This window comes from Micrococcus sp. iso_239 (assembly GCF_056173395.1).
In genome coordinates, this window is record NZ_CM149672.1 from 2,347,788 (window position 1) to 2,373,400 (window position 25,613).

24 protein-coding genes are annotated in these 25,613 nt (G+C 73.4%); 6 read left to right on the forward strand and 18 right to left on the reverse strand.

What is annotated here, in order from left to right:
* Nucleotides 1-122 precede the first annotated feature (122 nt).
* Nucleotides 123-1,550 carry a helix-turn-helix domain-containing protein gene (locus AC0VX2_RS10980; protein WP_036316757.1) on the reverse strand — a complete coding sequence of 476 codons (1,428 nt, stop codon included), beginning with the start codon at nucleotides 1,548-1,550 and terminating at the stop codon, nucleotides 123-125.
* Nucleotides 1,547-1,984 carry a DUF779 domain-containing protein gene (locus AC0VX2_RS10985; RefSeq protein WP_010079970.1) on the reverse strand — a complete coding sequence of 146 codons (438 nt, stop codon included), beginning with the start codon at nucleotides 1,982-1,984 and terminating at the stop codon, nucleotides 1,547-1,549. The genes AC0VX2_RS10980 and AC0VX2_RS10985 overlap by 4 nt, the downstream gene beginning before the upstream one ends.
* A 267-nt stretch (nucleotides 1,985-2,251) precedes the next feature.
* Here AC0VX2_RS10985 and AC0VX2_RS10990 point away from each other — a divergent pair, with 267 nt between their 5' ends.
* Nucleotides 2,252-2,812 carry a GNAT family N-acetyltransferase gene (locus AC0VX2_RS10990; protein ID WP_036341622.1) on the forward strand — a complete coding sequence of 187 codons (561 nt, stop codon included), beginning with the start codon at nucleotides 2,252-2,254 and terminating at the stop codon, nucleotides 2,810-2,812.
* Nucleotides 2,813-2,844: 32 nt separating this feature from the next.
* On the opposite strand, the gene AC0VX2_RS10995 is transcribed toward AC0VX2_RS10990, so the two are convergent.
* Complete coding sequence (locus AC0VX2_RS10995; RefSeq protein WP_036341620.1) at nucleotides 2,845-4,500, reverse strand: thiamine pyrophosphate-dependent enzyme; 1,656 nt, start codon at nucleotides 4,498-4,500, stop codon at nucleotides 2,845-2,847.
* A gap of 167 nt (nucleotides 4,501-4,667) precedes the next feature.
* Here AC0VX2_RS10995 and AC0VX2_RS11000 point away from each other — a divergent pair, with 167 nt between their 5' ends.
* Both AC0VX2_RS11000 and AC0VX2_RS11005 read left to right on the forward strand, forming a co-directional pair.
* Nucleotides 4,668-5,459 (forward strand): CGNR zinc finger domain-containing protein, encoded by a 792-nt coding sequence (locus tag AC0VX2_RS11000; RefSeq protein WP_036341617.1) that lies wholly within the window; start codon nucleotides 4,668-4,670, stop codon nucleotides 5,457-5,459.
* A gap of 96 nt (nucleotides 5,460-5,555) precedes the next feature.
* Entirely contained in the window at nucleotides 5,556-6,542 is a 987-nt protein-coding gene (locus tag AC0VX2_RS11005; RefSeq protein WP_020621731.1) for an L-lactate dehydrogenase, read from the forward strand.
* A gap of 10 nt (nucleotides 6,543-6,552) precedes the next feature.
* Here AC0VX2_RS11005 and AC0VX2_RS11010 read toward each other — a convergent pair whose 3' ends face one another.
* The 4 genes from AC0VX2_RS11010 to AC0VX2_RS11025 all read right to left on the reverse strand — a co-directional run bounded on the left by AC0VX2_RS11010 (nucleotide 6,553) and on the right by AC0VX2_RS11025 (nucleotide 10,081).
* Nucleotides 6,553-6,954, reverse strand: coding sequence for a hypothetical protein (locus AC0VX2_RS11010; RefSeq protein WP_020621732.1), 402 nt, complete (start codon nucleotides 6,952-6,954; stop codon nucleotides 6,553-6,555).
* Between the two features lie 117 nt (nucleotides 6,955-7,071).
* The gene (locus AC0VX2_RS11015) at nucleotides 7,072-7,653 is read right to left on the reverse strand and encodes a hypothetical protein (RefSeq protein ID WP_043276001.1); all 582 of its coding nucleotides are present in this window, start codon (nucleotides 7,651-7,653) and stop codon (nucleotides 7,072-7,074) included.
* 60 nt (nucleotides 7,654-7,713) lie between these two features.
* Nucleotides 7,714-9,126 (reverse strand): MATE family efflux transporter, encoded by a 1,413-nt coding sequence (locus tag AC0VX2_RS11020; protein ID WP_020621734.1) that lies wholly within the window; start codon nucleotides 9,124-9,126, stop codon nucleotides 7,714-7,716.
* A 1-nt stretch (nucleotide 9,127) separates the two neighbouring features.
* Nucleotides 9,128-10,081, reverse strand: a complete 954-nt coding sequence (locus AC0VX2_RS11025) for a CPBP family intramembrane glutamic endopeptidase (protein WP_036317511.1) — start codon at nucleotides 10,079-10,081, stop codon at nucleotides 9,128-9,130.
* Nucleotides 10,082-10,224: 143 nt separating this feature from the next.
* On the opposite strand from AC0VX2_RS11025, the gene AC0VX2_RS11030 reads away from it, so the two are divergent.
* Nucleotides 10,225-10,638 (forward strand): VOC family protein, encoded by a 414-nt coding sequence (locus AC0VX2_RS11030; RefSeq protein ID WP_020621736.1) that lies wholly within the window; start codon nucleotides 10,225-10,227, stop codon nucleotides 10,636-10,638.
* 10 nt (nucleotides 10,639-10,648) lie between these two features.
* Here the strand turns inward: AC0VX2_RS11030 and AC0VX2_RS11035 are convergent, their stop codons facing one another.
* The 10 genes from AC0VX2_RS11035 to AC0VX2_RS11080 all read right to left on the reverse strand — a co-directional run bounded on the left by AC0VX2_RS11035 (nucleotide 10,649) and on the right by AC0VX2_RS11080 (nucleotide 22,862).
* Nucleotides 10,649-12,160 (reverse strand): SulP family inorganic anion transporter, encoded by a 1,512-nt coding sequence (locus tag AC0VX2_RS11035; RefSeq protein ID WP_020621737.1) that lies wholly within the window; start codon nucleotides 12,158-12,160, stop codon nucleotides 10,649-10,651.
* A gap of 63 nt (nucleotides 12,161-12,223) precedes the next feature.
* Nucleotides 12,224-13,318, reverse strand: coding sequence for a permease (locus AC0VX2_RS11040; protein ID WP_475432588.1), 1,095 nt, complete (start codon nucleotides 13,316-13,318; stop codon nucleotides 12,224-12,226).
* A gap of 16 nt (nucleotides 13,319-13,334) precedes the next feature.
* Nucleotides 13,335-14,021 (reverse strand): ABC transporter ATP-binding protein, encoded by a 687-nt coding sequence (locus AC0VX2_RS11045; RefSeq protein ID WP_020621739.1) that lies wholly within the window; start codon nucleotides 14,019-14,021, stop codon nucleotides 13,335-13,337.
* The gene (locus tag AC0VX2_RS11050) at nucleotides 14,018-15,073 is read right to left on the reverse strand and encodes a hypothetical protein (RefSeq protein ID WP_020621740.1); all 1,056 of its coding nucleotides are present in this window, start codon (nucleotides 15,071-15,073) and stop codon (nucleotides 14,018-14,020) included. Before AC0VX2_RS11050 ends, AC0VX2_RS11045 begins: the two co-directional genes overlap by 4 nt.
* On the reverse strand, nucleotides 15,070-15,816 hold the full coding sequence (locus AC0VX2_RS11055) for a hypothetical protein (RefSeq protein ID WP_227717954.1): 747 nt from the start codon (nucleotides 15,814-15,816) through the stop codon (nucleotides 15,070-15,072). The genes AC0VX2_RS11050 and AC0VX2_RS11055 overlap by 4 nt, the downstream gene beginning before the upstream one ends.
* Before the next feature lie 13 nt (nucleotides 15,817-15,829).
* Nucleotides 15,830-16,000, reverse strand: coding sequence for a hypothetical protein (locus AC0VX2_RS11060; RefSeq protein ID WP_020621742.1), 171 nt, complete (start codon nucleotides 15,998-16,000; stop codon nucleotides 15,830-15,832).
* A 372-nt stretch (nucleotides 16,001-16,372) separates the two neighbouring features.
* Nucleotides 16,373-18,478, reverse strand: coding sequence for an ABC transporter ATP-binding protein (locus AC0VX2_RS11065; RefSeq protein ID WP_020621743.1), 2,106 nt, complete (start codon nucleotides 18,476-18,478; stop codon nucleotides 16,373-16,375).
* Nucleotides 18,475-20,232, reverse strand: a complete 1,758-nt coding sequence (locus tag AC0VX2_RS11070; protein ID WP_036339374.1) for an ABC transporter ATP-binding protein — start codon at nucleotides 20,230-20,232, stop codon at nucleotides 18,475-18,477. The genes AC0VX2_RS11065 and AC0VX2_RS11070 overlap by 4 nt, the downstream gene beginning before the upstream one ends.
* Nucleotides 20,233-20,594: 362 nt before the next feature.
* The gene (locus AC0VX2_RS11075) at nucleotides 20,595-21,863 is read right to left on the reverse strand and encodes a phospholipase D-like domain-containing protein (RefSeq protein WP_036339371.1); all 1,269 of its coding nucleotides are present in this window, start codon (nucleotides 21,861-21,863) and stop codon (nucleotides 20,595-20,597) included.
* 24 nt (nucleotides 21,864-21,887) lie between these two features.
* Nucleotides 21,888-22,862 (reverse strand): acyl-CoA thioesterase, encoded by a 975-nt coding sequence (locus tag AC0VX2_RS11080; RefSeq protein ID WP_036316197.1) that lies wholly within the window; start codon nucleotides 22,860-22,862, stop codon nucleotides 21,888-21,890.
* Between the two features lie 120 nt (nucleotides 22,863-22,982).
* On the opposite strand from AC0VX2_RS11080, the gene AC0VX2_RS11085 reads away from it, so the two are divergent.
* On the forward strand, nucleotides 22,983-23,591 hold the full coding sequence (locus tag AC0VX2_RS11085) for a HEAT repeat domain-containing protein (protein WP_020628173.1): 609 nt from the start codon (nucleotides 22,983-22,985) through the stop codon (nucleotides 23,589-23,591).
* Nucleotides 23,592-23,601: 10 nt separating this feature from the next.
* The gene (gene rlmC / locus AC0VX2_RS11090) at nucleotides 23,602-24,813 is read left to right on the forward strand and encodes a 23S rRNA (uracil(747)-C(5))-methyltransferase RlmC (protein ID WP_043282587.1); all 1,212 of its coding nucleotides are present in this window, start codon (nucleotides 23,602-23,604) and stop codon (nucleotides 24,811-24,813) included.
* Between the two features lie 16 nt (nucleotides 24,814-24,829).
* On the opposite strand, the gene AC0VX2_RS11095 is transcribed toward rlmC, so the two are convergent.
* A complete protein-coding gene (locus AC0VX2_RS11095) occupies nucleotides 24,830-25,420 on the reverse strand; it encodes a hypothetical protein (RefSeq protein ID WP_036316210.1) in 591 nt (196 codons plus the stop codon).
* Between the last annotated feature and the right edge of the window lie 193 nt (nucleotides 25,421-25,613).

Consider the following 25,613-nt stretch of genomic DNA (forward strand, 5'->3'; position numbering starts at 1 on the left):
GGTGCTGGCTCCTTTGCCTGCGGTTGCCTCGGCGCCGGGTGGCGCCCTGCCGTGGCTGTGACGCTAGTCACAAGGAGGTTGCACGGAGGTTGCAGCCGGGCGCGGGTGAGGGGCGGGCCGGGTCAGGCCAGGTCCCGCTCGATCCGCTCGAGCGTGGCCACGGCGAGCGCCCGCCGCGGCGAGTCCGCCGGCAGCAGACGCAGGGCGGCGCCCCAGAGCTCGACGTCGTCGCGGGCCTCGGGGCGGCCCAGGTAGGCCCAGAGCTGTTCGACATCCGCGTCCTGGGCGACGGCCTCGCGCAGCGCCTCCCCCAGCTCCGCGCGGATCGAGGCGACACCGGGGGACGCCGACCGCGGCAGCACCGGCCCGGCCGCCGCGTGCAGCGCACGGTCCAGATCCCCGGCGCGCAGCGCCTCCCGCGCGCACAGCAGGTCCGCGTGCACCTCCCCCACGAGCCGGTACGGCCGGGACAGCAGTGCCACCGGCGCCCCCACGTCCCGCAGCGCCCGGCGGAGTCGATGCACCTCGGCGCGCAGCGAGATGGCGCGGGCGGGGGAATCGCCCGGCGCGGGCCGGGGCCCGGCGGTCTCCTCCGGATACAGCGCGACCTCGAGCTCGGCGCCGGTCAGGCCCGGGCCGTGCCACGCGAGGAGGGTGAGGATCTCGGCGTGCCGGCCGGTGAGCTCGACCCCGTCCAGCGTGGGCGGCAGGTGGCCGGTGACGCGCAACAGGCCCGCGGCGGCGTCGTGGCGGTGCGGCGCGGCGGCGGGGCTCGGCCCCGGCGAGGCGGACGGCGGAGCCGAGGGGCCCGGCGTCGGGGCGGTGCCGCGGGGACGGCCCCGGGACGGGGCGGGCAGGTCCCGCCAGGCGGCGTGCACGGCGTCCACGGTGGCCTGGAGCAGCGGCAGGGCGAGGTGGCTGACGGCGTCCTCCCCGCCCGTGAGGTCCAGGACCCCGACGAGCCGCCCGGTGGCCGGGTCCGTGAGCGGGACGGCCGAACAGCTCCACGGGTGCACGCGCGGGCTCAGGTGCTCGCCGCGGCTGACCTGCGTGGGGGCGCCGGTCGCGAGGACGATGCCGGGGGCGGAGGTGCCCATGGACGCCTCGGACCAGTCGGCGCCCGCCACGAAGCCCATGGTCTCGGCGTGGCGCACCGCGGTCCGGTCGCCCTCGACCCACAGCAGGTGGCCGCGCGCGTTGCCGATCGCGGCGAGCATCCCGGCCTCGGCCGCGGGGTGGATGAGCATGCGGCGGACCACCGGCAGGGCCACGGCGAGGCGCTGGTCTCGGCGGGCGGCGGCGAGGTCGTCGTCGGAGAGGGTGGCCGGGTCGGTCTGGCCGGGTACCGCGGGGGTGAGGGCGCCGAGGGAGCGCAGCCAGGACTCACGGACCTCTCGCCGCAGCCCCTGCAGGGCGGCGCGCAGGCCCTGGTCTGCGCCGGCCGGAGCGGTGGGCGACGACGGCGCGAGCGACAGGCGGACCGCGGCGAGGGACTCGTGGGCCCGGTCCACGGCGCGTCGGTAGGCGCCGGTGGCGAGGGTCGAGCTCATCCCGAGCCTGCCATCAACCGCGAGCGGATCAGGAACCGCTTGCCCTCGGGGGCCTCGACGGAGAAGCCGGAGCCGCGCCCGTCCACCACGTCCAGGGTGAGGTGGGTGTGCTTCCAGTATTCGAACTGGGCGGCGGACATCCAGAACGGGATCTCCACGGCGGCCTGGTCCCCCTCGGCCGGCAGCGCGAAGGTGCCCAGCAGGACGTCGGCGGCGCCGGTCGTGAAGTCGCCGGCGGGATAGCACATGGGCGCGGACCCGTCGCAGCAGCCGCCGGACTGGTGGAACATGAGCGGGCCATGGATCGGGAGGAGTCGGCGGATCAGCTCGAGCGCCGCGGACGTCATGGCGACGCGGGACAGGGTCTCGCCCGGCATCTCGGGGCGAGCCTCGAGCGCGGGCGCATGCTCCGCCGACGAGGACGGCACGGTCATCGCGACCTCCTGGGGATGGGCGATCGTCGGTCCCCACACCCTAGCCCCGAACGTGATCCACGTCACCCCGGTCGGCGTGATGGGGGCGCGGCAGCCCGGAGGGTGCACCGAGGGATGTGCCGCGAGCCAGACGTTTCAGCCGCAATCAGGGGCTGATCACGACCGAAACGTCTGGCTCACGGCGCGGGGGTGGGGAAAGCACGAGGGCGGGGGCGGCGGGTGGCTCACGCGGCCGCGCCCGGAGTCCACCCCCCCTACACTCGGCACATGCTCCCGGACCCCAGCCCCACCGTCACCGTGGACGGCCTCCTGCTGCGCCCGCTGCGCGCCGCGGACGAGATCGCGGCGCGCGAGGCGGACGCCGAGCTGCATCGGGAGGGGTTCGACTTCCTGATGGCCGGCACCCGCTCCTTCCCCGCGGTCCGCCGCGCGTTCGCCGCCGAGGCGCGCGGCGACGTCGAGCCCGGCCGCGCGCCCGCCTCCTTCTACGTGGGCGTGGACGAGAACGGTGAGCTGGTGGGCCGGGTGTCCGTGCGGTGGGAGCTGAACGAGGCGCTGCGGCACGTCAACGGACACGTGGGCTATGCGGTGCGCCCCGCGTTCCGGCGGCGGGGCCACGCCGCGCGGCTGCTGCGCGGCGCCCTGACGCTGCTGGCCGCACGCGGGGTGCCCGCCGCCCTGCTCACGTGCGACGAGACGAACACCGCCTCCGTGGCCACGATCCGTGCGTGCGGGGGCGTGCTGCGGGACCGGGTCGAGGCGGACCTCGACGGTGCGCCCTTCCCCGTGCCCCAGCTGCGCTTCGACGTCCCCACGACGGCGGCCTGACCGGAGGGACGGCGGGGACCGCGCCGCCGGCCTCAGTAGGCCTTGACGCGCTGCTCCACGATCAGGTGGATGAGCGCGAACCGGCCCTCCTCCTGGACCGCCTTGAGCGCCGCGTCCACGGCCGCCGGCACGTCCGCGTCCCGCTCCACGCGCACCCCGAAGCCGCCGAACGCCTGGGCCATGGCGGCGAAGTCGGGGTTCTTCAGCTGGGTGCCGGAGACGCGCCCGGGGTACTGGCGCTCCTGGTGGGTGCGGATGGTGCCGTACTCCTGGTTGTCCATGACGATCACGAGGGGCGTGGCGCCGTACTGCGCGGCGGTCGCCAGCTCCTGGCCGTTCATGAGGAACTCGCCGTCGCCGGCGATGGTCACCACGGTGCGGTCCGGGAAGTTCAGGGACGCGGCCACGGCACCCGGCACCGAGTAGCCCATGGAGCCGTTGCGGGCCGAGATCATGGAGCGATAGCCCTCGGTCGGGAAGTACCGGTGCGCCCAGTTGGTGTGCTCGCCCGCGCCGAGGGAGATCATCGAGTCCTTCGGCAGCTTCGGCACCAGGTTGGCCATGAGCGTGGCCATCTTCGCCTGGCCCTCGGACGGCTCGGCCGGGGGCAGGGCCGCGAACTTCTCCTGCTCGCCGCGCATGCGGGAGGTCCACTCCTCCCACTCCGGCTTGACCTCGAGCTCCATGCGGACGAGGTCGCGGATGAACCCGTCCGGCTTGGCCACGATCTGGTGGGACACGGGGCCGGAGCGGCCGCGCAGGGACGGGTCGATGGTGACCAGGAAGTTCTTCTTGTCCCAGTTCTGGCGGATGGTGAAGCCATTGGTCACGACGTCGCCCGGCACGGTGCCGACGAACACGATGAGGTCGGTCTCCTCGAGCATGTCGTAGGTCGGCTTCGGGCGGCCGTAGCCGATCGGGCCCACGTAGGACGGCGAGGAGAACGGCACGGTGCCCTCGGTGCGCCACTCGGCGGCGGCGGGGATCTTGTGCTCCTCCAGCCACGTCGTCAGGGTCTGCGCACCCTCGTCCGTCCAGTCGTTGCCACCGGTGATGAACAGCGGCTTGCGGGACTCCTTGAGCGCGGCGTGCAGGGACTTCCAGTCCCCCACGGTCATGCCGCCTGAGGCCACGGGGATCTGCGGGTGCAGGTGCGCATCGATCTCCTCACGGATCACGTCCTCCGGCAGGCCGACGACGACGGGCCCGGGCCGGCCCGAGCTGGCGGCGAACATGGCCTCGGCCACGATCTCGGAGGCGCGCTCCGGGTGGTCCAGGACCATCACGCGCTTCGCACCGGTGCCGAACCAGGCGTGCGGGTCGAACTCCTGGAAGGCCTCGCGGTCGCGGTGCTCGAACGGGATCAGGCCGACGAACAGGACGAGCGCCGTCGAGTCCTGCCACGCGGTGTGCAGGCCGACGTGGGCGTTCGCGGCGCCCGGGCCGCGCGTCACCATGGCGACGCCAGGGACCACGTTCATCTTGCCGTCGGCCTCGGCCATGTACGTGGCGCCGCCCTCGTGGCGGCACACCACGTTCTCGATGCCCGAGTCGTGCAGGCCGTCCAGGACGTCCAGGTAGGACTCGCCCGGCACGGAGTAGACGCGCTTCACGCCGTGGGACTCGAGGGTCTTGACGATGACGTGCCCGGCGGAGAGGCGACCGGTCGCCTGGGAGGTCTGGGACATGGAGGTCTCCTGTGCTGGTTCGGGGGCCCCTCCGGCCCCGTGGGTGCACCCCGCCGTGCAGACGGGGTCCGTGGGGGTCAGGGTACTGGACGGGACGGCGCCGGAGGCGACCCGATACGCGGCGTGAAGCCGGTGACGGGAGGGCGGGCCCGCCGTACGATTTCCCCATGCTCTCCGCGCCGACGCTCTCCCGCCTCGCCTCCCTGGCCGCGTTCCTGAACACCGCCCCCGGACTGCGGGGCGGTCAGCCGGCCGACGAGCGGTTCACCGCCGCCACGCAGCTGCCCTCCCTCGTCCCTGAACTCCAGGAGGACGAGGTCCGCCTCCGCCTGGCCGCCGCCGCGGCCGTGCGTGGCCGCGAACTCCGCGGCCGTCTGGCCGAGGTCTGGGCCCTCGCCGCCGTGGACGAGGCGGCCGCCGTGGAGCGCGTGAACGCCCTCCTCGCCGCGGCCGGGCCGCTGCGGCTGACGGCCGGGGGCGACGTCGTCGGGCTGGCACCGGCGCAGGTCCCCGCCGACGCGGTGGAGCGGCTGGCCGCGATGGCCGCCCTCGCGCTGGCGGAGACCGCGATGGACGGCGAGCTGACCCGCCTGCGCGTGTGCGAGGGCGAGGACTGCGAGAACGCGCTCGTGGACGCCAGCCGGAACCGGTCCAAGCGGTTCTGCGACGAGGCCAACTGCGCCAACCGCACCCACGTGCGCTCCTACCGGGCACGGCTGGCCGAGGCGGCGGAGTCCGCCCCCGCGGCGGATCCGGCCGGGCCGGAGGAGGCGGAGGCGCCGGAGGCCGTCGTGGACTCCGAGGCGCCCGAGGCCGCCGTGGACTCCGAGGCCGCCGCCGACGAGCCCCGCCGGGAGACCAAGAAGGAGAAGAAGGAGCGCAGGAAGGCGGAGAAGAAGGCCCGCAAGAAGGCGGAGAAGAAGGCCCGCAAGAAGAAGTCGGACAAGAAGAAGGACTGACCCGGCCCCACCCGCCAGGTGACCCGCCGCTGAACATCGGGGGACGGGGCGGCCTCTGGTTCCGTCGGCCGGCCGGACGCCCCTAGCCTGCGAGACATGAGCGAGCACACCCCCGCCCACACCCCCGCGTCCCTCGGACCCGCCCACCGCAAGGTCGGCGTCGTGGGGGCCGGCGGCGTCGGCACCGCGATCTGCTACGCGGCGCTGATCCGCGGCGTCGCCCGCGAGGTCGCCCTCTACGACATCGACGAGCCCAAGGTCCGCGCCGAGGTCCTCGACCTGGCCCACGGCACCCCGTTCACCTCTGCATCCGCGATGACCGGCGGCGCGGACCCGGACGTCCTGGCCGGCTGCGAGGTCGTCGTGATCACGGCCGGCGCCAAGCAGAAGCCGGGGCAGACCCGCCTCGACCTCGGCGCGCACAACGTGGAGATCCTGCGCGGCCTGCTGCCCCAGGTGCAGGCGCACGCGCCGGACGCGCTGATCGTGCTCGTCACCAATCCCGTGGACGTCCTCACGCTGGTGGCCCAGCGCCTCACCGGCCTGCCGGCCGGCCGGGTGATCGGCTCGGGCACCCTGCTGGACACGTCCCGCCTGCGGTGGCTGCTGGCGTCGCGGGCGCAGGTCCACGCGTCGTCGGTGCACGCGGCCATCCTCGGCGAGCACGGGGACACGGAGTTCCCCGCGTGGAGCTCGGCGCGCATCGGCCCGACGCCCCTCCTCGAGTGGCCGACGCCGGCCGACCCGCTGTTCACCCGCGCCGACCTGGACGAAGTCGCGGACACCGTGGTGCACGCCGCGTACGAGGTGATCCAGGGCAAGGGCGCCACCACGTACGCGGTCGGCGTGGCCACGACCCGCCTGCTCGAGGCGATCCTGCGCGACCAGCACGCCATTCTGCCGGTCTCCACCGTGCTCGACGGCGTCCACGGGCTCTCGGACGTCGCCCTGTCCCTGCCGTCCGTGGTGGGGCGCGGCGGCGTGACCCGCGTGATCCAGACCGAGCTGGACGCCACGGAGATGCGGGCGCTGCACGCCTCGGCGGACGCGCTGCGGCGGGAGGCACGCAGCCTCGGGTTCTGAGGCGCCGGCCTCAGGCGCGCGGGGCGTCGCCTCCGGTGCCGCCCTGCTCGCGGCGCTCGGCGGCGGCCTGGGCGCGGCGCTCGGCGGCGGCCTTGCGGAACATCTCCTCGGAGGAGCGGTTCACGCCGGAGCCCTGGGAGAGGTGGTCCGGGTTCTCGCGCGCGGCGAGCTGCAGCATGGCCACCACCACGAGCGAGGTCATGAAGAAGACGCCGAAGGCGATCAGCGCGATGTCGACGCGCAGTGGATTCTGGGTGCCGCCGGAGGCCGTGATGCCGGCGATCACCCCGCCGATCAGGCCGAGCACGGCGGAGAAGACGAGCGGGCCCTTGACCGTGGTGCGCAGACCGCCGCGTGCCGGGCGGCCGGATCCGGCGCGATCGGCGGACGGGCGGGGGGACGGTGCGCTCACGGCGGGACTCCTGACGGCTGGGGGCGGCTCGGGTGGCGTGGTCCGCGGCGGCGCGGCTGCTGGCGAGACGGCGCGGTGGACCGGATCCAGTCTACGTGCTGGCGTCGGCGGGTCGACTCAGAGCCCCTTGGCGGTGCCGCGGTCGCGGCGCACCTCGTGGTGGAAGCCGAGCCCGGAGACCATCAGGAGCACCCCGATCAGGATCGCCCCGCCGCCGGCGATGCCGAGCAGGGCGTGCGGGCCGAAGCCCTGCAGGGCCGCCACGACCACGCCGCCCCCGGAGAGCAGGCCCACGAGTCCGGTCCACAGCTGGTCCCGCGCGGGGATGAACTCGCGGCGGTGGCGGGCCCACGCCACGAGCTCGGCGACGCCGCCGAGCACGAGGGCGGCGCCGGCCGCCACGCCCACCGCCGCCGGGGACCCCAGGAACAGCAGCACGATCACGCCGAGCATCCACGCGGCCGCCGCCAGGGACAGCGGGGAGCGCATGGCCACGGGCACCGGGTCGCGGCGCAGGTACTCCCACATCGCCGAACCGGAGAACGCCAGGTACAGCGCGAACATGACCTTCATCCACGTCAGGCCCGGCTCGGCGACGAACACGGTGGTCAGACCGAACGCCAGCGCCACCACGGCGCGGATCAGGATCGGCTTGAACACCACGGACGAGATCTCGAGGGGGGTCTGCACGGTAGCCACCGCCCCAGTCTAGGAGCAGTGCGGCCGCGGCCCGGCCCGCGCGTCACCGCCCGGACGCGCTCACCCGACGCCGAGCCGCATCCAGTCGTCGCGCCGGGCCCGCCAGCCGAGGGTGAGCGCCCGCATCCCCATGTAGACCCCCGCGAAGCCGAGCCAGAGCAGGCCCAGCTGCACACCGGCGTCGGGCACGGCGGCGTTCGGTCCGGGCCAGACCGCGGTCCAGCCGAACCCGCCCGTGGCGAGCTGCGCGAGCACCCAGAGCGCCGGCGCGTAGACCACGAGGTTCACGAGGCCGGCGAGGGCGAGGTAGCGGGCGTCGCCGGCGCCGATCAGCACGCCGTCCAGCACGAACACGTAGCCGGCCACCGGCTGCCCGGCGGCCAGCACCCACAGGCCCACGGTGGCGGCGGCCTGCACGGTCGGGTCCGTGGTGAACAGCCCCGGCAGCACCGGTGCCGCCAGGGCCAGCACGGCCCCGGTCACGACGCCGAAGCCCAGCCCCCAGCGCACCATCGTCCGGGTGAGGCGACGGGCGGCGTCCGGCCGGGCGGCCCCGAGCTCGGCGCCGATCAGGGCCTGCGCGGCGATCGCGAGGGCGTCGAGGGCGAACGCCAGCGTGGAGAACAGCGTGAAGACGAGCTGGTGCGCGGCGAGGGTGAGGTCGCCCGCTCCGGCAGCGGCCATGACGGTGATGAGGATGGCCGCCCGCAGGCTCGCGGTGCGCAGCAGCAGCCACGAGCCCACCTGGGCCGTGGCGCGCATGCCCGACGCACGGGGCGCCCACACCGTGCCCGAGCGGCGGAAGCGCGGGGCCAGCACGAACAGGTACGTCACGAGCATCGCCCACTGCACCACGGACGTGCCGACGGCCGAGCCGGCCACGCCCCAGCCCAGCCCGTACACCAGGGCCACGTTCAGCCCGATGTTCGCGCCGAAGCCCACACCCGCCACCACGAGCGGCGTCACGGTGTCCTGGAGGCCGCGGAGCACCCCGGTGGCCGCGAGCACGGCCAGCAGGGCCGGCAGCCCCGGCATGGAGCAGCGCAGGTAGGCGACGGCGTGGGCCTGCACCTCGCCCGTCGCGCCGAGGGCCGCCGTCAGCGCGGGGGCCGCGAGCCAGCCGAGGACGGCCAGCACCGCGCCGAGCAGCAGGCCCAGCCAGATGCCGTCGCGGCCGCGGTCCATCGCGGCGGCCGGGTTCCCCGCCCCGATCAGCCGGGCCACCGCCGGGGTGGTGGCGTAGGCCAGGAAGATCATGAGGCCGGTGAGCGTGTGCAGGATGGTGGTGCCGATCCCGACGCCGGCCAGCTGGGCCGTGCCCAGGTGCCCGATGATCGCGGTGTCGGCCAGCAGGAACAGCGGCTCCGCGATGAGCGCGCCGAACGCGGGGACCGCGAGCGCGAGGATGCGCCGCGTGAGGGCGCGCGCGTCCTGCGGGGCGGGCGCCGCCGTCGAGCCGGAGGGTCCTGCCATCTCAGCCCAGCAGGGCCAGCAGCGGGGCCAGCGCCGTGGTCGGGGCAGTGGGGCCGGGCAGCGTGTCCGGCAGCAGGGGGGCCACGAGGTAGAGCATCGCGATGGCGATGCCGTTGTTCACCATGTGCAGCAGCACCGCGTACCCGAACGAGCGGCCCATCAGGATGTAGGACACCGTGATCGCCACCGCGAGGGTCAGGTACGGGACGGTCTCCACGAGCCGGAAGTCGCCGCCGGTGCCGAGGAAGTGCAGGAGTGTGAACGCGAGCACGGAGACCACGGCGCACACCCACACGTTGATCCAGCGGGAGAGCTTGCCGATCAGCAGGTGGCGGAACAGGTACTCCTCCACGAGCGGGGCGGCCACCACGGTCATGAGGATCATGAGCACGGGCGGGGCCTGCGTGGTCATCTCCTCGAGCGCGGCCTGGTTGGCGCTGGTCTGCGCCTCCCCGATGAGGCTCAGCACGATCACGTTCACGACGATGCACGCCAGCCACGTGGCGGGCAGCAGCAACAGCTTCCACCACGTCCCCGTGCGGAACACCCGCAGCGACGTCACGAGCGGGCGCCAGGCCACGGCCAGCACGAGCACCACGAGGATCGCGTAGCTGACGATGTTCACCGTGAACCCGTCGCGGACCAGGTCGAACGCCTCGAGGTCACCGGGGACCAGGCCGAGCGACACCGCCAGCCACAGCCCCAGCCCGAGCACCATGAGCGCCACGTACACGAGCACCACGACGGCGTCGCCCCAGTGGAACCGACCCGGGGTCCAGTCCGGCGCGGGGCGGGCCGCGGGCCGGCGGCCGGGCCAGCCGGCGGGGACGCCACCGGGGGCGCCGGGGTGCCCGTGCAGGCTCGGGGCGACGGCGGCGCGGCGGGCGGACGGCCGGCCCGACGGCGGCCAGCCGGCGGGCGGACCGGCCGGCGGGCCAGAGGGAGGAACGCTCATGGCGGCCACGCTACCAACGGGGGCGGACGCGCCAGGCCGCGGGCGCCGTCGTCGGGAGCGGCTCCGTGGCCCACGCCACGCCCGCGCGCCCGCGACACGCGCGCGGTGGCGGCGGGCCGAACGCCTCGTCTACGGTGCTCCCCATGGCCTTGTTCTCCCAGCCGGTGTTCATCAACCTCCCGACGACGGACACCGAGCGGATCCGTGAGTTCTGGACGACCCTGGGCGCCACCGCGATGGACGACTACTCGGACGAGCACTCGGTGTGCATCGAGCTCACCGAGTCGACGTACGCGATGTACCTCAGCCCCGGCTACTACACCGACTTCATCGGCAACCGTGAGATCGCCGACTGCCTCACCACCAACTCCGCCCTCATGGCGCTGACCGTCGGCGACGCCGCGGCGGTGGACGCCCTGGCGGACCGGGCGATCGAGCTCGGCGCCGCCGAGGTGCCCCTGCCCGAGGACCTGCGCGAGGAGATGGCCGACTCCGGCATGCACTCCCGCGAGATCGTCGACCCGGACGGGCACCAGTGGGAGTTCGTCACCGCCTGAGCCCGCCGGCTCAGGCGCCGAGTCGCCCGGTGAGGCGCGCGTGCATCGCCGCGGAGGCCTCGTTCAGCCCCGTCACCTCGGCGTGGATCCCGTGCCGGGCGTACTTGGTCAGCACCGAGTCGAGCGCGGCCACAGTGGAGGCGTCCCACACGTGCGCGGCACTCATGTCGATCACGACGCGCGGCGGGTCGAGGGCGTACTCGAACTGCGAGTAGAGGTCGTTCGAGGACGCGAAGAACAGGGCGCCGTGCACGCGATACGTGACGGCGTCGCCGTCGTCGTGGACCTCGCGGACCACCGTGACCAGACGCGAGACGCGCTGAGCGAAGAGCACCAGCGCAGCGAGCACGCCCACACCCACGCCGATCGCGAGGTTGTGAGTGAGCACCGTGGCCGCCACGGTCACGACCATGACGGCGGTCTCCGAGCGCGGCATCGCGCGCAGGGTGGCGGGGCGCACCGAATGCCAATCGAAGGTGGCGGCGGCCACGAACATCATCACGCCCACGAGCGCGGCCATGGGGATCTGCGCCACGAAGCCGCCGAAGGCCACCACGAGCACCAGCAGGAACACGCCCGCGAGGAACGTGGAGATCCGGGTGCGGGCGCCGTTCGCCTTGACGTTCATCATGGTCTGCCCCACCACGGCGCAGCCGCCCATGCCGCCGAACAACCCCGAGACCACGTTCGCGACACCCTGCCCCCAGGACTCGCGCGTCTTGTCCGAGCGGGTGTCGGTGATGTCGTCCACGAGCTTCGCGGTGAGCAGGGACTCGAGCAACCCCACGAACGCGATGCCGACGCTGAACGGCAGGATCAACCGGAGGGTCTCCCACGTCAGCGGGACGTCCGGCAGGCCGAGCACGGGCAGCGCATCCGGCAGCGCGCCCCGGTCCCCCACGCGCGGCACGGCCAGGCCGGCGGCCATCACCAGGGCGGTGACCACGACGACGGCCACGAGCGTCGCAGGCACCGCAGTGGTGAGCCGCGGCAACAGCACCACGATCGCCAGGGCCAACGCCGTGAGCGGGTACACGAGCCACGGGACGCCGATCAGCTCGGGCAGCTGCGAGGTGAACACGAGGATGGCCAACGCGTTGACGAACCCCACCATCACCGAGCGCGGGACGAACCGCATGAGCCGGGCCACCCCGAACACGCCGAGCAGGATCTGGATGACGCCGCCGAGGATGATCGCGGCCAGGAGGTGCCCCACCCCGTACGCGTGGGACAGCGGTGCGACGACGAGCGCCACCGCCCCCGTGGCCGCGGAGATCATGGCGGGCCGGCCGCCCACGATCGCCGTGGTCACCGCCATGGTGAAGGAGGCGAACAGGCCGACGCGCGGGTCCACGCCCGCGATGATCGAGAACGCGATGGCCTCCGGGATCAGCGCGAGCGCCACCACGACGGCGGCCAGCACCTCCGTGCCCAGCAGCCGAGGGCTGCGCAGGGTGCGCAGGACGGACTGCCGCTGGAGCGGCGTGAGGGCAGGCGGGGGCGCGGCGGGTAAGGCGGGCATGCTCCCGAGGGTAGCGGTGCGCGGGCGGGGTGCCCGCCGGTGAGCGGGTCCGCCCGCCACCCCTCACGCCGTCCGCATCACCCGCACGGGGTCGCGGAACGCGGCGAACGCCGCCGGGGCGAGGCTGGCCAGCAGCGCGGTGAGGGCGGCCAGCACGGCCACCGCCGCCACGAAGTCCACCCCCAGCGTCCCGCCCTGGCCGGCGACGACGGCGTACCCGGCTCCGGAGCCCAGCACGGCGCCCAGCAGCGCAGGCACGGCGGTGCGCACGGCCACGAGCAGGATCAGGTCTCCGCGGCCGATGCCGAGGGTGCGGCGGCGGCCGAGGTCGCGGCGGCGGATGAGGACGTCGGCGAGCACCACGATGGACACGAAGAACGCGCCGGCTCCGAGGATCAGCAGCAGCAGGGAGCGTCCGAGCCCGGCGAGCTCGCCGGTGATCACCTGGTTGCCGGCGGAGAGGGCACGGGCGGTCTGGATGGAGGAGGCGCGCGGGTCGGGGTCGATCACGGCGAGCGCGGCCTCCTGCATGGCGCGGGTGCCGGCGGTGTCGGCGGCGAGGACGCGGACCTGCTGCATCACGAGGGCGTCCGGGGCGGCGGGGACGGTGAGGGCGTAGCCGTCGAGGTCCTGGAAGGGGTCCTCGGCCTGAAACGCCCCGACGACGGCCCACTGGCGGCCGTCCGTGGCCTCGATCGCTCCGGAGGGCTGGGCGAGGCCGAGCTCGGCGAGCTTGGCCTCGGGGACCACCACCTCGCCGGGGGCGGGCAGGCGGCCGCGGGTCAGCTCGATGCCACGGTCCAGGGTGCCGACCACGTTCGTCACGGCCACGCGGGCGCCGCCCCGGCCGATCCCGGTGTTCACGGCGTCCATAGGCGAGTCCCGGGCGAGGGCGGCCTCGGCGGTGTCGAGTCCGGCGAGGGTGGCCGCGGTGGCGCCGGTGAGGAAACCGGTGCCGCCGGTGTCGGTGACGGTGAGCACGCGGGCGCCGGGGCCGGAGAGCTCTGCGGCGACGGCCGCCTCGGTGGCGGCCTGCCTGCCCACGGTGGCCACGGCGGCGAAGCACATGGCGGCCACCACGAGCAGCACGAGGGCGGAGGGCACGGGAGAGGTGCGTGCGGCGGTGACGGCTTCACGCAGCAGGGTGCGCAGGTTCATGGGCGGTCCTCCCGGTTCACAGCCGCACCACCTCGTCGGCGCGGGCGACGACGGCGGGGTCGTGGGTGGCGACCACCACGGTGCGCCCCTCGGCGGCGGCATCGGCGAGGGCGTCCATGACGAGGCCGGCGTTGTCCGGGTCGAGGTTGCCCGTGGGCTCGTCCGCGAGGACGACGACGGGCGCGTTCACGAGGGCGCGGCACACGGCCACCCGCTGCGCCTGCCCGCCGGAGACCTGCCCGGGCCGGTGGTCGGCGCGGTGGGCGAGGCCGAAGCGCTCGAGCAGCGCCCGTGCCCGGTCCTCGAGCGTCTGGCGCTCCAACCCGGCGTAGAGGCCGGGCTCCACCACGGAGTCCAGGATGGGGCGGGACGGGTCCAGCTCCGAGTCCTGGAACACGAATCCCACGGAGGTGGCGCGCAGGCGGGAGCGCTCCCGGTCCGGGCGGGTGGAGGCGTCGACGTCGCCGAGGCGCACCACTCCGGAGGTGGGCGTGAGCATGAGCCCGAGCACGTACAGGAGGGTGGACTTGCCGCGCCCGGAGGGTCCGGTGAGGGCGGTGACGGCGCCCGGCGTGAACGCGTGGGTGAGGCCGTCGAACAGCTCCTCGGCGGCGCGGGTGTAGGCAAAGCGCAGGTCCTCGACGGCGAGGGCGGCGGGGACGACGGGGGCGGCGGGCGTGCCCGGGGTGGCGGGCCCCGTCATCGGGTGCCGTTCAGCACGCGCACCTGCTCGCCGGCGTCCACGCCGTCCACGACGGCGAGGCCGTCGGCGGAGCCGAGGACGGTGACGGTGCGGTCCTCCGCGGCGCCGTCCCGGACCACCGTGACCGTCGCGGCGCCGTCTGGCTGGGTGCGCAGGGCGGACACGGGGACCACGGGCCCGGAGACGGGCGGGACCACGCTGACCTGGGAGAGCAGGGAGGTGGTGGCGTCGGCGGGCAGGGTGTCGCAGTCCTCGCCGCAGACCACGCCGCCGTCCGGGGCGGTGAGGGTGATGCGGATCAGGCCCTGCTCGTCGGAGGTGGACTCGCCGGCGACGGCCTTCCATTCGTGTTCGCCGTGGGGCACGGTGACCTGGGTGCCGGCCGGGATGAGGGCGGCCTGCTCCTGGTTGACCTCGAGGGCGAAGTCCGGTTGGTCGCCGGGGCGGGCCACCACGTTCTCGCCGCCGGCGAGGGTGGTGCCGACGGCGGTGGTCTTCGCGTCCACGCTGAGGGGCGCGGGGAGGGCGTCGAGGACCACGAGCTGGCCGAGCTCCACGGTGTCCGCGGCGGGGTAGCCGCGTTCGGTGAGCCAGTCGTCCCAGGCGTCCGCGGTGGCCTCGTCCCACGTGCCGGTGGCCTCCACCTTCGCGCCGGTGGCGGCGAGCATGCGCTGGAACGCGGCGACGTCGTCGCCGGAAGTGCCCTCCCCGAGAGGGCGCCACTGGGGAAGCTCGCCCTGGAGGACGAGCACGGGCTTCTGGGCGACGGCGTACAGCACCTCCCCGGCAGCCACCTCGCCGGACTCTCCGGCCCGGGTGACGACGCCGGTCAGCGCGTTCACCGCCGCCGGCGTCTGCTCGCGCGACACGGAGACGCCGAGGGTGATGACACGGCCGAGCTCCTGCTCGGCGACGGTGACGAGGGCGCTCGCGGCCGGACGCTGCTCGGCCTGAGCCGGAGGTGTGAGCGTGACCCGGCCGGCCCAGAAGGCGAGCGCGGCGACGGCCACGAGCGCAAGGACGAGGGCGGCCCAGCGGGCGGGGCGATTCATCCGGATGACCCCCAGAAGACATCCTGCGGCGGAAGCTCCGGGCATGTCTGCGCGACCTCGGCCTGGCGTTCTGCCGACACGCCCCTCATGCTGTCCGCGAAGGGCCACCACTGGTGGCGGCCTGGAGTGTAGAACGCGGAGACGAATGCCTCTTTGGAGGGGCGCGCGGAGGTGTCGACCGTGTAGCCGTAGGCCTCGAGACACGGGATGAGGTATTGGTCCCAGTAGTCATAGACGAGGCGGAGCTGCGGATCGGTCCAGTCCTGGGTGTAGCTCGGATCCACCGGGTGCTGTGCGTAGCAGGTCACGTAGGCCGCCTCGAAAGCAGACCTCTGGGACTCAGGTGGGGTGTCGATCTGAATTCCCCCGGTCGGACCGACCGAGTTCGGCCACCCGGCCTCGGCCAGGCATGTGGACACCATGCGGTCCGACTCGAGGGACGTGGCGTACCACCCGGAGCGCTCCACCTGAGGCGGCGCGGGCATTCCCGCCCCCTGAGCGTGCCGCGCGACTTGCTCACGGTAGGCGCGCTCCTTCTCCGCCTCCGTCGTCAGGAGGGGTTCGATCCTCTCGGTGGGAACCCACTGCGAGGCGTCCCAGGTCTTCTCGGCCGTCGCGGTGGGGGGAGCGGCGACCGTGGATGAACCGCCGAGGCCCGCAGACTCCCGACCGACGCAGCCGGTGAGGGTCAGGGCGACGGCCGCCACCAGGGCGGCCGTCGCAGGAATGCGTAATGAAGTCATCGGTGCCGGCGAGTCAGTACGGGTAGTAGCAGTAGCCGTAGGTGCCCGACAGGAGGAGTCCTGCGCTGCAGTCCTGCCGACCGGAGTCCGTCAGCGCCTGCGCTGGCACCGCACCGGAGACGGCCAACGGTCCAGCGACGGCCACGCCGGCACCGACCTTAGAAATCCGCTGCTTCATACCCATGTCGCTCCTCCTTATGGTTCACGCTCATTCGTGATCTGCGTCACACTCTATGAAGGTGCTCGCCCTGTGTCCAGAGAATTCTCGGTCGGTCCACAGACGTGCCCCACCAGGGAGTCAAGAGGGTCCTGCGCGTGACGGATGCGCAATCTCAGGGGACGAATGAGCGCGGCCACACCGGCAGGGGTGGCCCGACGATCGGGTTTCGATACTCCCGTCACCGCCGCGCGCCCTAGCCCCGTACACCTCCGGCTCCGGAGAGGTGCGGGCTCGTGAAACTCACCGGCACCTGGATCGAGAAGGTCATCGGGTGGTCCCGTGTCGCAGCGACGCCAGCGGCCAGTGGCTGGGCGCCGGCGCCATCCAGCCCCGGCCTCAGCGGGCGTCCTCGCGCGCGGCGGGCGCGCCGTCGTCGTCCTGCTCCTCCGCCTGTTCCCCGCCCTGGAACTGGCTCCTGTACAGCCGGAAGTACGCGCCGCGAGCGGCCAGCAGCTGATCGTGCGAGCCCTGCTCCACGATGTCGCCGTCCTCCATCACGAGGATGACGTCCGCGTCCCGGATGGTGGAGAGGCGGTGGGCGATCACGAAGCTCGTGCGGTCCGAGCGCAGCGCCGCCATCGCGCCCTGGACCAGCACCTCGGTGCGGGTGTCCACGGAGGAGGTGGCCTCGTCCAGGATCAGGAGCGAGGGCTGGGCCAGGAACGCACGGGCGATGGTGATGAGCTGCCGCTCGCCCGCGGACACGTTGGCGGCGTCCTGCTCGATCACGGTGTCGTAGCCGTCGGGCAGGGTGTGCACGAAACGGTCCACGTAGGTGGCCTTCGCCGCCGCGACGACCTCCTCGTCCGTGGCGTCGAGTCGGCCGTAGCGGATGTTCTCCCGGATGGTCCCGCCGAAGAGCACGGCGTCCTGGAGCACCATGCCGGTGGCGGCGCGCAGCTCGCCGCGGCTGACCGTGCGGGTGTCCACGCCGTCCAGCAGGATCCGCCCGCCGTCCACCTCGTAGAACCGCATGATCAGGTTGACCAGGGTGGTCTTGCCGGCACCGGTCGGCCCGACGATCGCGACCGTCTGCCCCGGCTCCGCCACGAAGTTCAGGTCCGTGATGAGCGGCTTCTCCGGCGTGTAGGAGAAGCGCACATGCTCGAACTCCACGCGACCGCGCAGCGGGCGCGGGAGGTGGGCGACGCCGTCGGGCCCGGGGATGGCGGAGGGCGCCGTTTCCCGAACGAAAGCGCTCTCGGAGGGCGCCGTTTCCCAAACGAAAGTGCCGTCGGGGGTGCGGGCGGGGGTGCCGTCGGGGGTCTCCTCCGGCTCGTCGAGGAGCTCGAAGATGCGCTCGGCCGACGCCACGCCGGAGATCAGCATGTTGGACATGCCGGCGATCTGCCCAAGCGGCTGGTTGAACTCGCGCGAGTACTGGATGAACGCGGTCACGGCGCCGAGGGTCATCTGCCCGTTGGCCACGCGCAGGCCGCCGACCACCGCGATGCCCACGTAGCCCAGCCAGTTCACCCACTGCATGATCGGCATGATCATCCCCGAGTAGAACTGCGCCGTGAACGCGGCCTCGTACAGCTCCTCGTTGCGCTCGTCGAAGCGCGCGGCCATGTCCCGCTGACGGCCGAACACGGTCACCAGCTCGTGCCCCGTGAACGACTCCTCGATGTGCCCGTTGAGCCGGCCCGTCTCCCGCCACTGCGCGGAGAAGAGCGCCTGGGACTTCTTGCCGATCACGCCCACCACCACACCGGCCACCGGCAGGGCGATCAGGGCGATGAGCGCGAGCTGCCAGGACAGCCAGAACATCATGCCGACGATGCCGATCACGGTCAGCGCCGAGTACACGAGCGAGGCGAACGCCTGCTGGAGGGCCTGCTGGACGTTGTCCACGTCGTTGGTGGTGCGGGAGAGCAGGTCGCCACGCTGCCCGCGGTCGAAGTGGCTCAGCGGCAGCCGGTTGATCTTGGCCTCGATGTCCTCGCGCAGGCGGAACACGAGGCGCATCACGAGGTCGTTGAGCACGCGGCCCTGCAGCCACATGAACAGCTGGGCCACGAGGTACATGGCCAGCACGATCAGGATCAGCCGGCCCAGCTCGGTGAAGTCGATCCCCTCGCCCGGTGTGAACGCCATGCCGGAGAGCATCTCCGCGGCCTGGTCCTCGCCCTGGGCGCGCAGCCCGTCGATGACCTGCTCGCGGCTCAGCCCGCCGGGCATCTGCGCGGAGACCACGCCGCCGAAGATCACGTCCATCGCCCGGCCCAGGACGTGCGGGGCCCACACGTTGAGCACGACGGCGACCAGCACCATCAGCGCGACCACCACCAGGCCCAGCTTCTCCGTGCGGAACAGGCTCATGAGCCGCTTCGCGGACGGCCAGAACGCCTTGGCCTTGCGGGCCGGCCCGCCGCCCCAGTCGTCGGTGGCGCCCTGCTCCTGGATCTCGAGGATCTCCTCGTCCGTCAGGTGCTCGCTCATGCCACGTCCTCCGCGGTCAGCTGGGAGTCCACGATCTCCCGGTAGGTCTGGTTGTCCGCCAGCAGCTCGGCGTGGGTGCCGCGGCCGACCACGCGGCCCTCGTCCAGCACGATGATCTGGTCGGCGTCGGTGATGGTGGCCACCCGCTGGGCGACGACGATCCGAGTCACCCCGGCCGCCGCGCGGTCGAGCGCCGCCCGCAGCCGCGCGTCGGTGGTGACGTCCAGCGCGGAGAACGAGTCGTCGAACACGAGGATCCGCGGCTCGGCCACGAGGGCACGCGCGATGGACAGGCGCTGGCGCTGGCCACCGGAGACGTCCGTGCCGCCCTGGGAGAGGCGCGAGTCCAGACCGGAGGCCGCCGTCTCTGCCTTGCCGGTGGTGCGGGCGCGCACGAAGTCGGCGGCCTGGGCCGTCTCGAGGGCCGCCCAGATGCGCTCGTCCGAGGCGTCCGGGGCCCCGAACTGCATGTTTTCCCGCACGGTGCCCGAGAACAGGTACGGCTTCTGCGGCACGAGGGCCACGGCCTCGGTCAGCTCGGCCCGGGCCAGGTCGGTCACCGGCACACCGTCCACGAGCACCTCGCCGGACGTCGCGTCGTACAGCCGCGGCAGCAGGCTGATCAGCGTGGACTTGCCGGAGCCGGTCGAGCCGATGATCGCCGTCGTGGTGCCGGGGGCGACGGCGAAGCTGACGTCGTCGAGCACCGGCGCCTCGGCGCCGGGGTACTGGAAGGTGACGTGGCGCAGCTCCACGGCGCCGTCGCGACGCGCGGGGGTCACCGGGCGGACCGGCTCAGCGAGCGTGGGGACGGTGTCCAGGACCTCGCCGATGCGGCGGGCGGAGATCACGGCGCGCGGGAGCATCATCATCATGAAGGTGCCCATCATCACCGCCATGAGGATCTGCAGCAGGTACTGCATGAACGCGGTGAGCGCGCCGACCTGCACGAGCCCCGCGTCCACGCGCTCGCCGCCGAACCACAGGACGGCGGCGGTGGCGAGGTGGAGGATCATCGTGATGACCGGGCCGAGCAGCACGAACAGCCGGCCGATCCGCACGGACGTCTCCGTCAGGGCGGCGTTGGCGTCCGTGAACCGGCGTGTCTCGTGGCGCTCGCGCACGAACGCGCGGACCACGCGGATGCCCTGGATCTGCTCGCGCATCACGCCGTTGACGTCGTCGATGTTGTCCTGCATCCGCTGGAACAGCGGCATGAGACGGGCGACGATCCACGCCACGATCACCAGCAGCACCGGCACGGAGACCCACACGAGCCAGGACAGGCCCGGGTCCTCGCGGATGGCCATGATGATGCCGCCGACCGCCATGATCGGCACGGCCACCATGAAGTTCAGGGCCATGAGGGTGAGCATCTGGACCTGGTTGACGTCGTTGGTGCCGCGCGTGATGAGGGTCGCGGCGCCGAAGCGGCCGAGCTCCTCCGCGGAGAACGCGTCCACGCGGGTGTAGACGGCGCGGCGCAGGTCCCGGCCGACGCCCATCGAGGCCTTCGCCCCGAACCACACGGCGGCGATCGCGGCGACCACCTGCACCAGCGCGACGCCGAGCATCACGAGGCCGATGTCCCAGATGCGGGCGGTGTCACCGCGGGCTACGCCCTCGTCGATGATGCGGGCGTTGAGGCTGGGCAGGTACAGCATGGCCAGCGTGCTGAGCAGCTGCAGCACGACGACGGCCGCGACGGCGCCGCGATAGCGCCGGCCGTGACGGCGGAGCAGGGTCCAGAGCATGGGGCTCCCAGGGAGTCGGGATGGGCGCGCGGCCGCGTGGGCTGCAGTGAGGTGGGCCGAAGGGGGCCGGGCTCATTGTGCCCCAGCCGCGGGAGGGCGCGGGCAGCAGCCGTCGTCGAGGGAGCGCCGGTCCCTCAGCCGGTGGGCGGGATCGTGCTCATCTCGGGCCCCTCGACGGTGAACCCGGCGCCGCACGTCGTCGTCGGACGCCCCGGGCGCACCCCGGACGACCGGCTGCCGAACCACCTGCTGGCGGACCCGCACGAGGACTGAGCGACGCCAGACGGGGGCGTGAGCCAGACGTTTCTGCTGCGGATCGGGCGTCAGAACCGCAGAAACGTCTGGCTCAGCGCCCGGGCCCCTCAGAGCAGGGGACGCAGCGGGACCAGGAGGACCTCGACCACGCGGGCGAGGCGGTGACGGTCCTTCCAGCGCGGGGTGTCGATCCGGACGGCCCGCTGGGCGTCGAGAGCGAAGATCTCCTCCATCCGGGCGGCGAAGTCGCGGTCCACGACCACCACGTTGGACTCGTAGTTGAAGCCCAGGGAGAGGCGGTCGACGTTGGCCGAGCCCACGGTGGACCAGATGCCGTCCACGGTGGCGGTCTTCGCGTGGATCATGCTGGCCCTGTACAGCAGGATCGTGATGCCGGCCTCGAGCATCTTCCCGAAGAAGCCGCGCGAGGCCCAGTCCGCCACGATGTGGTTGGAGTCCTCCGGCACCATCACCTGCACGTCCACCCCCCGCCGGGCCGCGTGCAGCAGCGCCTCGAGGACCTGCTGGTCCGGGATGAAGTACGGCGTGTTGATGAGGATGCGGTGCTGCGCCCGCTGGATGGCGTCGAGGTAGCTCAGCCGGATCGGGTAGACCAGCAGCGGCGGTTGGTTCGCGGCCACGGTGATGCGCGGGTCCCACGTGTCCGGGGGGCGCCAGGACATCTGCTCGCCCGCACGGTGGTGCGCGTTCCACTTGATGGAGATCGACTGGTCCAGCCCCCACACCGCCGGGCCGCGCTCGCGCACGTGAGTGTCCCGCCAAAAGCGGGCGTAGTCGTCGCCGATGTTGAAGCCGCCTGCGAAGCTGACCTCGTCGTCCACCACCATGATCTTCGAGTGGTTGAACCCGCTGTGTCGGACCACGCCTCGCCAGATCGGGCGGGCGAAGGCCGGCAGCCGGAACACGTGGATGCGCGGGTCCAGCTGACGGTAGAAGCGGGGCGGGACCACGAGGTTCCCGAACCCGTCATAGGAGACGTAGACCTCCACGCCGCGCGCGGCCGCCCGGTTGAAGGCGTCCATGAACCGCTGGCCCGTGGGGTCGCTCTTCCAGATGTAGGTCTCGAACTTGATGATCCGCTGCGCTCCGTCGATCGCGGCGATCATCTCCTTGTAGAGGTCCTCACCCGAGGTGAAGATGCGCAGCTCGGAGCCCTCCACGTGGGCGTCGAACACGCCGGGGTTCGGCGCGGGTCGGCGCACTCGGCCGCCGCGCTTGACCATGTCCACGCCGGTGAGCCCGGCGGCGACCGTCAGCGGCAGTCCCACGAGACCGACGCCCGCGGCCACGGCCGCTCCCCGGAGGAGACGACGGACCGGCAGGCGGGACAGGGACGGCAGGGACGGTCGACGCATTCGCTCAGTCTACTCAGGGCCCCGTCAGCGCGGATCGGTCGAGCGGCGCATCTCGGTCCAGGCCGCGCTCACCTCGGAGCGCATGCGCACGAGTTCGATCGCCGTCTCCTGCAGCCTCCGGGCGCTCTCGCTCTCGGGGATGTACTGCCGCACCCGCTGGGCCTGGTCCTCCGCGGAGACGTCCACCATGACGGCGATCGAGTGCGCCACCAGGCGGGACTCCGCCCCGGTGCGTCGGCTCGCGTAGACGCGCAGCGCCACATGCATGGACCGCTCCGTGGTGTTCACCAGGAGGGCCTCCACGCGCACGAGGTCGCCCACGTGGATGTTCCGCACGAAGCGCACACCGCCGCCGAACACCGCGACCACGGATTCATGTCCGGTCCAGCGGGCGGCGCAGACGGCGGCCGCCTCGTCCACCCAGCGCAGGATCGCGCCCGCGTTGATGGTGCCGCCCACGGTGGCCTCCGCGTTGGGGGCCAGGAACGCGAGGGTGCTCATCTCCTCGGGGGCCTCCCCGGGCGCGGGGAACGGCAGTCGGGCCATGCCGCGCTCGACGGCGCGGCGGGCCACGGTGGAGCGGCGGGCCTGTTCGTCGCGCTCGATCTGGCCGGGGGTCGAGGGCTCCCAGACCGGCACGGTCACGGGCACCCCGCCCTCCTCCGCGGCGTAGACCACGAGGGACGAGGTGGCGACCACGGGGTCGCCGTCGTCGTCGCGGATCTCCGGCAGCAGCAGGCGGGTCTGGACGTGCACCTCGGCGCCGTCCGTGTGGACCACGCGCGCCTGCACCACGGCACGGCGGTCCACCGGCACGGGGTGCCGGAACTGGGTGTGCCCCATGTAGCGGGCACGCACGAACGTCCCGGCCCAACTCGCCGCGACGGCGTAGCCGGCCTTCTCGATCCAGGAGATGACGGTGCCGGCGTCCACCAGGCCGGTGGGATGATCGAAGCTGTCCGCCCGGAATTCGAGGGCGAGGGCTCCGGGGGGTCTCATGCCGTCGAACGTATCACCCGAGTCCGGGCCCTGTGCGGCCGGTCACGCCCCGTCCAGGAGTCTGCGGGGAACCTCCCGGCCGCGCCCCAGGCGGGTCCGCGCACGGGGGACAATGGACCCATGACCGCCTTCGACCGTCTCCCCCTGCCCGCGGAGCCCCAGACTCCGCACGACCGCCTGCGCCGCCGCACCGAGGCCGCCGTCGCCGAGCGCGGGGAGGCCGCCGTCGCCGGGCTGGCGGTGCGCCTGATGACCGGCGCGGCCACTCCCGATGACGTCACCTCGGGCGCCGCCCGCGCCCTCACCGGCGACGACGGCGACCTCAGCCCCGCCGCGACCGGCGCCCTGGCCCTGATGCACGCGTGGCACCGCAGCGCGCTGCCCGCCCTGACCGGGGCGCTCACCGCCCCCGAGGCGGACGTCCGCTCGGCGGCCCACCTCGTGCTCGCCTCCCGCGCCGGCTCGCTGCGCCGCGATGCCGCCGTCGACCGCACCCTCGTGGACGCGGTGCGGGCCGGCTGTGCCGACCCGGACCCGGAGGTCCGCGCGTCGGCCGCGTCCGCACTGGGTGCCCTCGCCCGCCCCGAGGACCTCGAGTCCGCCCTGCCCGTGCTCACCGGCATGGTGATGGACGTGGACGCGGACCTGGCCGCGGCCGCCGAGCTGGCCCTCGAGCAGCTCGCGATCCGCCTGGACCGGCCCGGCCTGCGGGTCAGCCTCGAGGGCTGAGGCGACGCCCGTGCAGTGCCCCCACTTCGATGTCGGCGAGTGCCGTTCCTGCCCGCTGATGGGCGTGCCGTACGCCCGGCAGCTCGCGGACAAGCAGGCCGCGGTCCTGGCCGCGCTGGCGGACGCGCTCGATGCGGACACGGTCGTGGCTGAGCCGTTCGCCTCCGCGGAGGCGGGGTTCCGGAACAAGGCGAAGCTCGTGGTGACGGGGTCGGCGGCGGCGCCGCGGCTGGGCATCCTGGACCCGCGCCAGCACCCCCGCCATCACGACGGCGCCGGCGTGGACCTGCGCGACTGCGGCCTGTACGAGGCCGGCATGGAAGGCGTGTTCGACGCGTGCGCGGCGGCGGTGACGGCGGCCGGGCTGGAGCCCTACGACGTCGCCGCCCGCACGGGCGAGCTGAAGAACGTGATCGTGACGCTCTCCCCCGACCGGGAGGCGATGGTCCGGTTCGTGCTGCGCTCCGCCGACCGGCTGGACGCGCTGCGCGCGGCGGTGCCGGGGCTGCTGGACGACCTCGCGGCGCGCGGGACACCCGCCGCCGTGGTGAGCGCGAACCTGCTGCCGGAGCACGTGGCCCTGCCCGAGGGCGACGAGGAGATCGTGCTCGCCGGCGGGCCGACGCTCACCATGCGGCTCAACAGGGTGGGCCTGCGGCTGCGCCCGCAGGGGTTCTTCCAGACGAACACCGCGGTGACCGAGGGGCTGTACGCGACGGCGGCGGCGTGGGTCGCCGAGGCCGGCCTGCCGGCGTCGGCGTGGGACCTGTACTGCGGGGTGGGCGGGTTCGCGTTCCACCTGGCCCGGGCCGGCGTGCGCGACGTGTGGGGCATGGAGTCCTCCGCCGAGGCGGTGGCCGCGGCCCGGGAGACGGCCGCGGAGCTCGGCCTGGCCGACCGGGCGCGCTTCTCCGCCGGCGACGCCACCTCCGCGCTTTCGTTCGAGAAACGGCGGGCTCCGGAGGCGCTTTCGTTCAAGAAACGGCGGCCCCGCCCGGACGCCGTCGTCGTGAATCCGCCCCGGCGGGGCATCGGCGCCGAGCTGGCGGACGCGCTGGAGGACTCGGGTGTGCCCACCGTCCTGTACTCCAGCTGCAACCCGGCGACGCTCGCGCAGGACCTGGCCCGGATGCCGAGCTATCGGGTGGCGCGGGTGCAGGTGTTCGACATGTTCCCCCAGACCCGGCACGCGGAGGTGCTCACGCTGCTGACCCGGCGGTGACGGAAGCCGGGGCGCGTCACCGCGGGCTCCCCGCCCGACGGTTCCGCTTCTTCAACTCGACGAAGACCTGCAGCAGCGTCAGAGCCGACGGCGCGAGCGCGGGTTGCGTGAGCACGAGCGGTTGCGCACGGGTCAACCCGCCACCCTGCAACGGCCGTCCCGAGTCCCACCGGTTGGCCTTGCGCAGACCACCCTCGTTCCACAGCCGCTCGTCCACCTTGAGCGCCACCTTCATCGTGTGCTCCGACTCTGGCGCCACAGCACGGACTTCCTTCACGTCCGCCCAGTCCACGGACCAGTCCCGCGTCCACACCCGTCGCTCATCGAACGTGACATGCCGAGGCCGGAACAGACCCATCGTCGCGGCGGGAAGCACCGCCAACGCCAGCGCCAACCCGATGAACGACGCCACACGCCACACCCCGAACCCGGCCGAGACATCCTCCGGCGGCCGGAAGATCACCCACACGAACACCGCGATGCACACCACGACGATCAGCCACAGGAGCAACCACCGCGCCGGACGCACCCGCGCCTGCACCGGCAGACTCGCCAGGATCTCCTCCCGCGTCGCCTTCTTCCGCAACCGCGTCGGCTTCGCATCCATCACTTGCTCATCATCCAGTTCATGAGCCCTTCGCCCCCCGGCCATCTCCGCCGAGTGTGTCCTGCTCGTTCCCGGGCCACGCTTCCGGCGCGCGGGGGCACACGTCCGCCCCGTCGGCACGACCCTATTCCCGGAACCCACCGCGCCGCAGCGACATCACCGCAGCTGAGAACCGCTGTGATGTCGCTGCGGT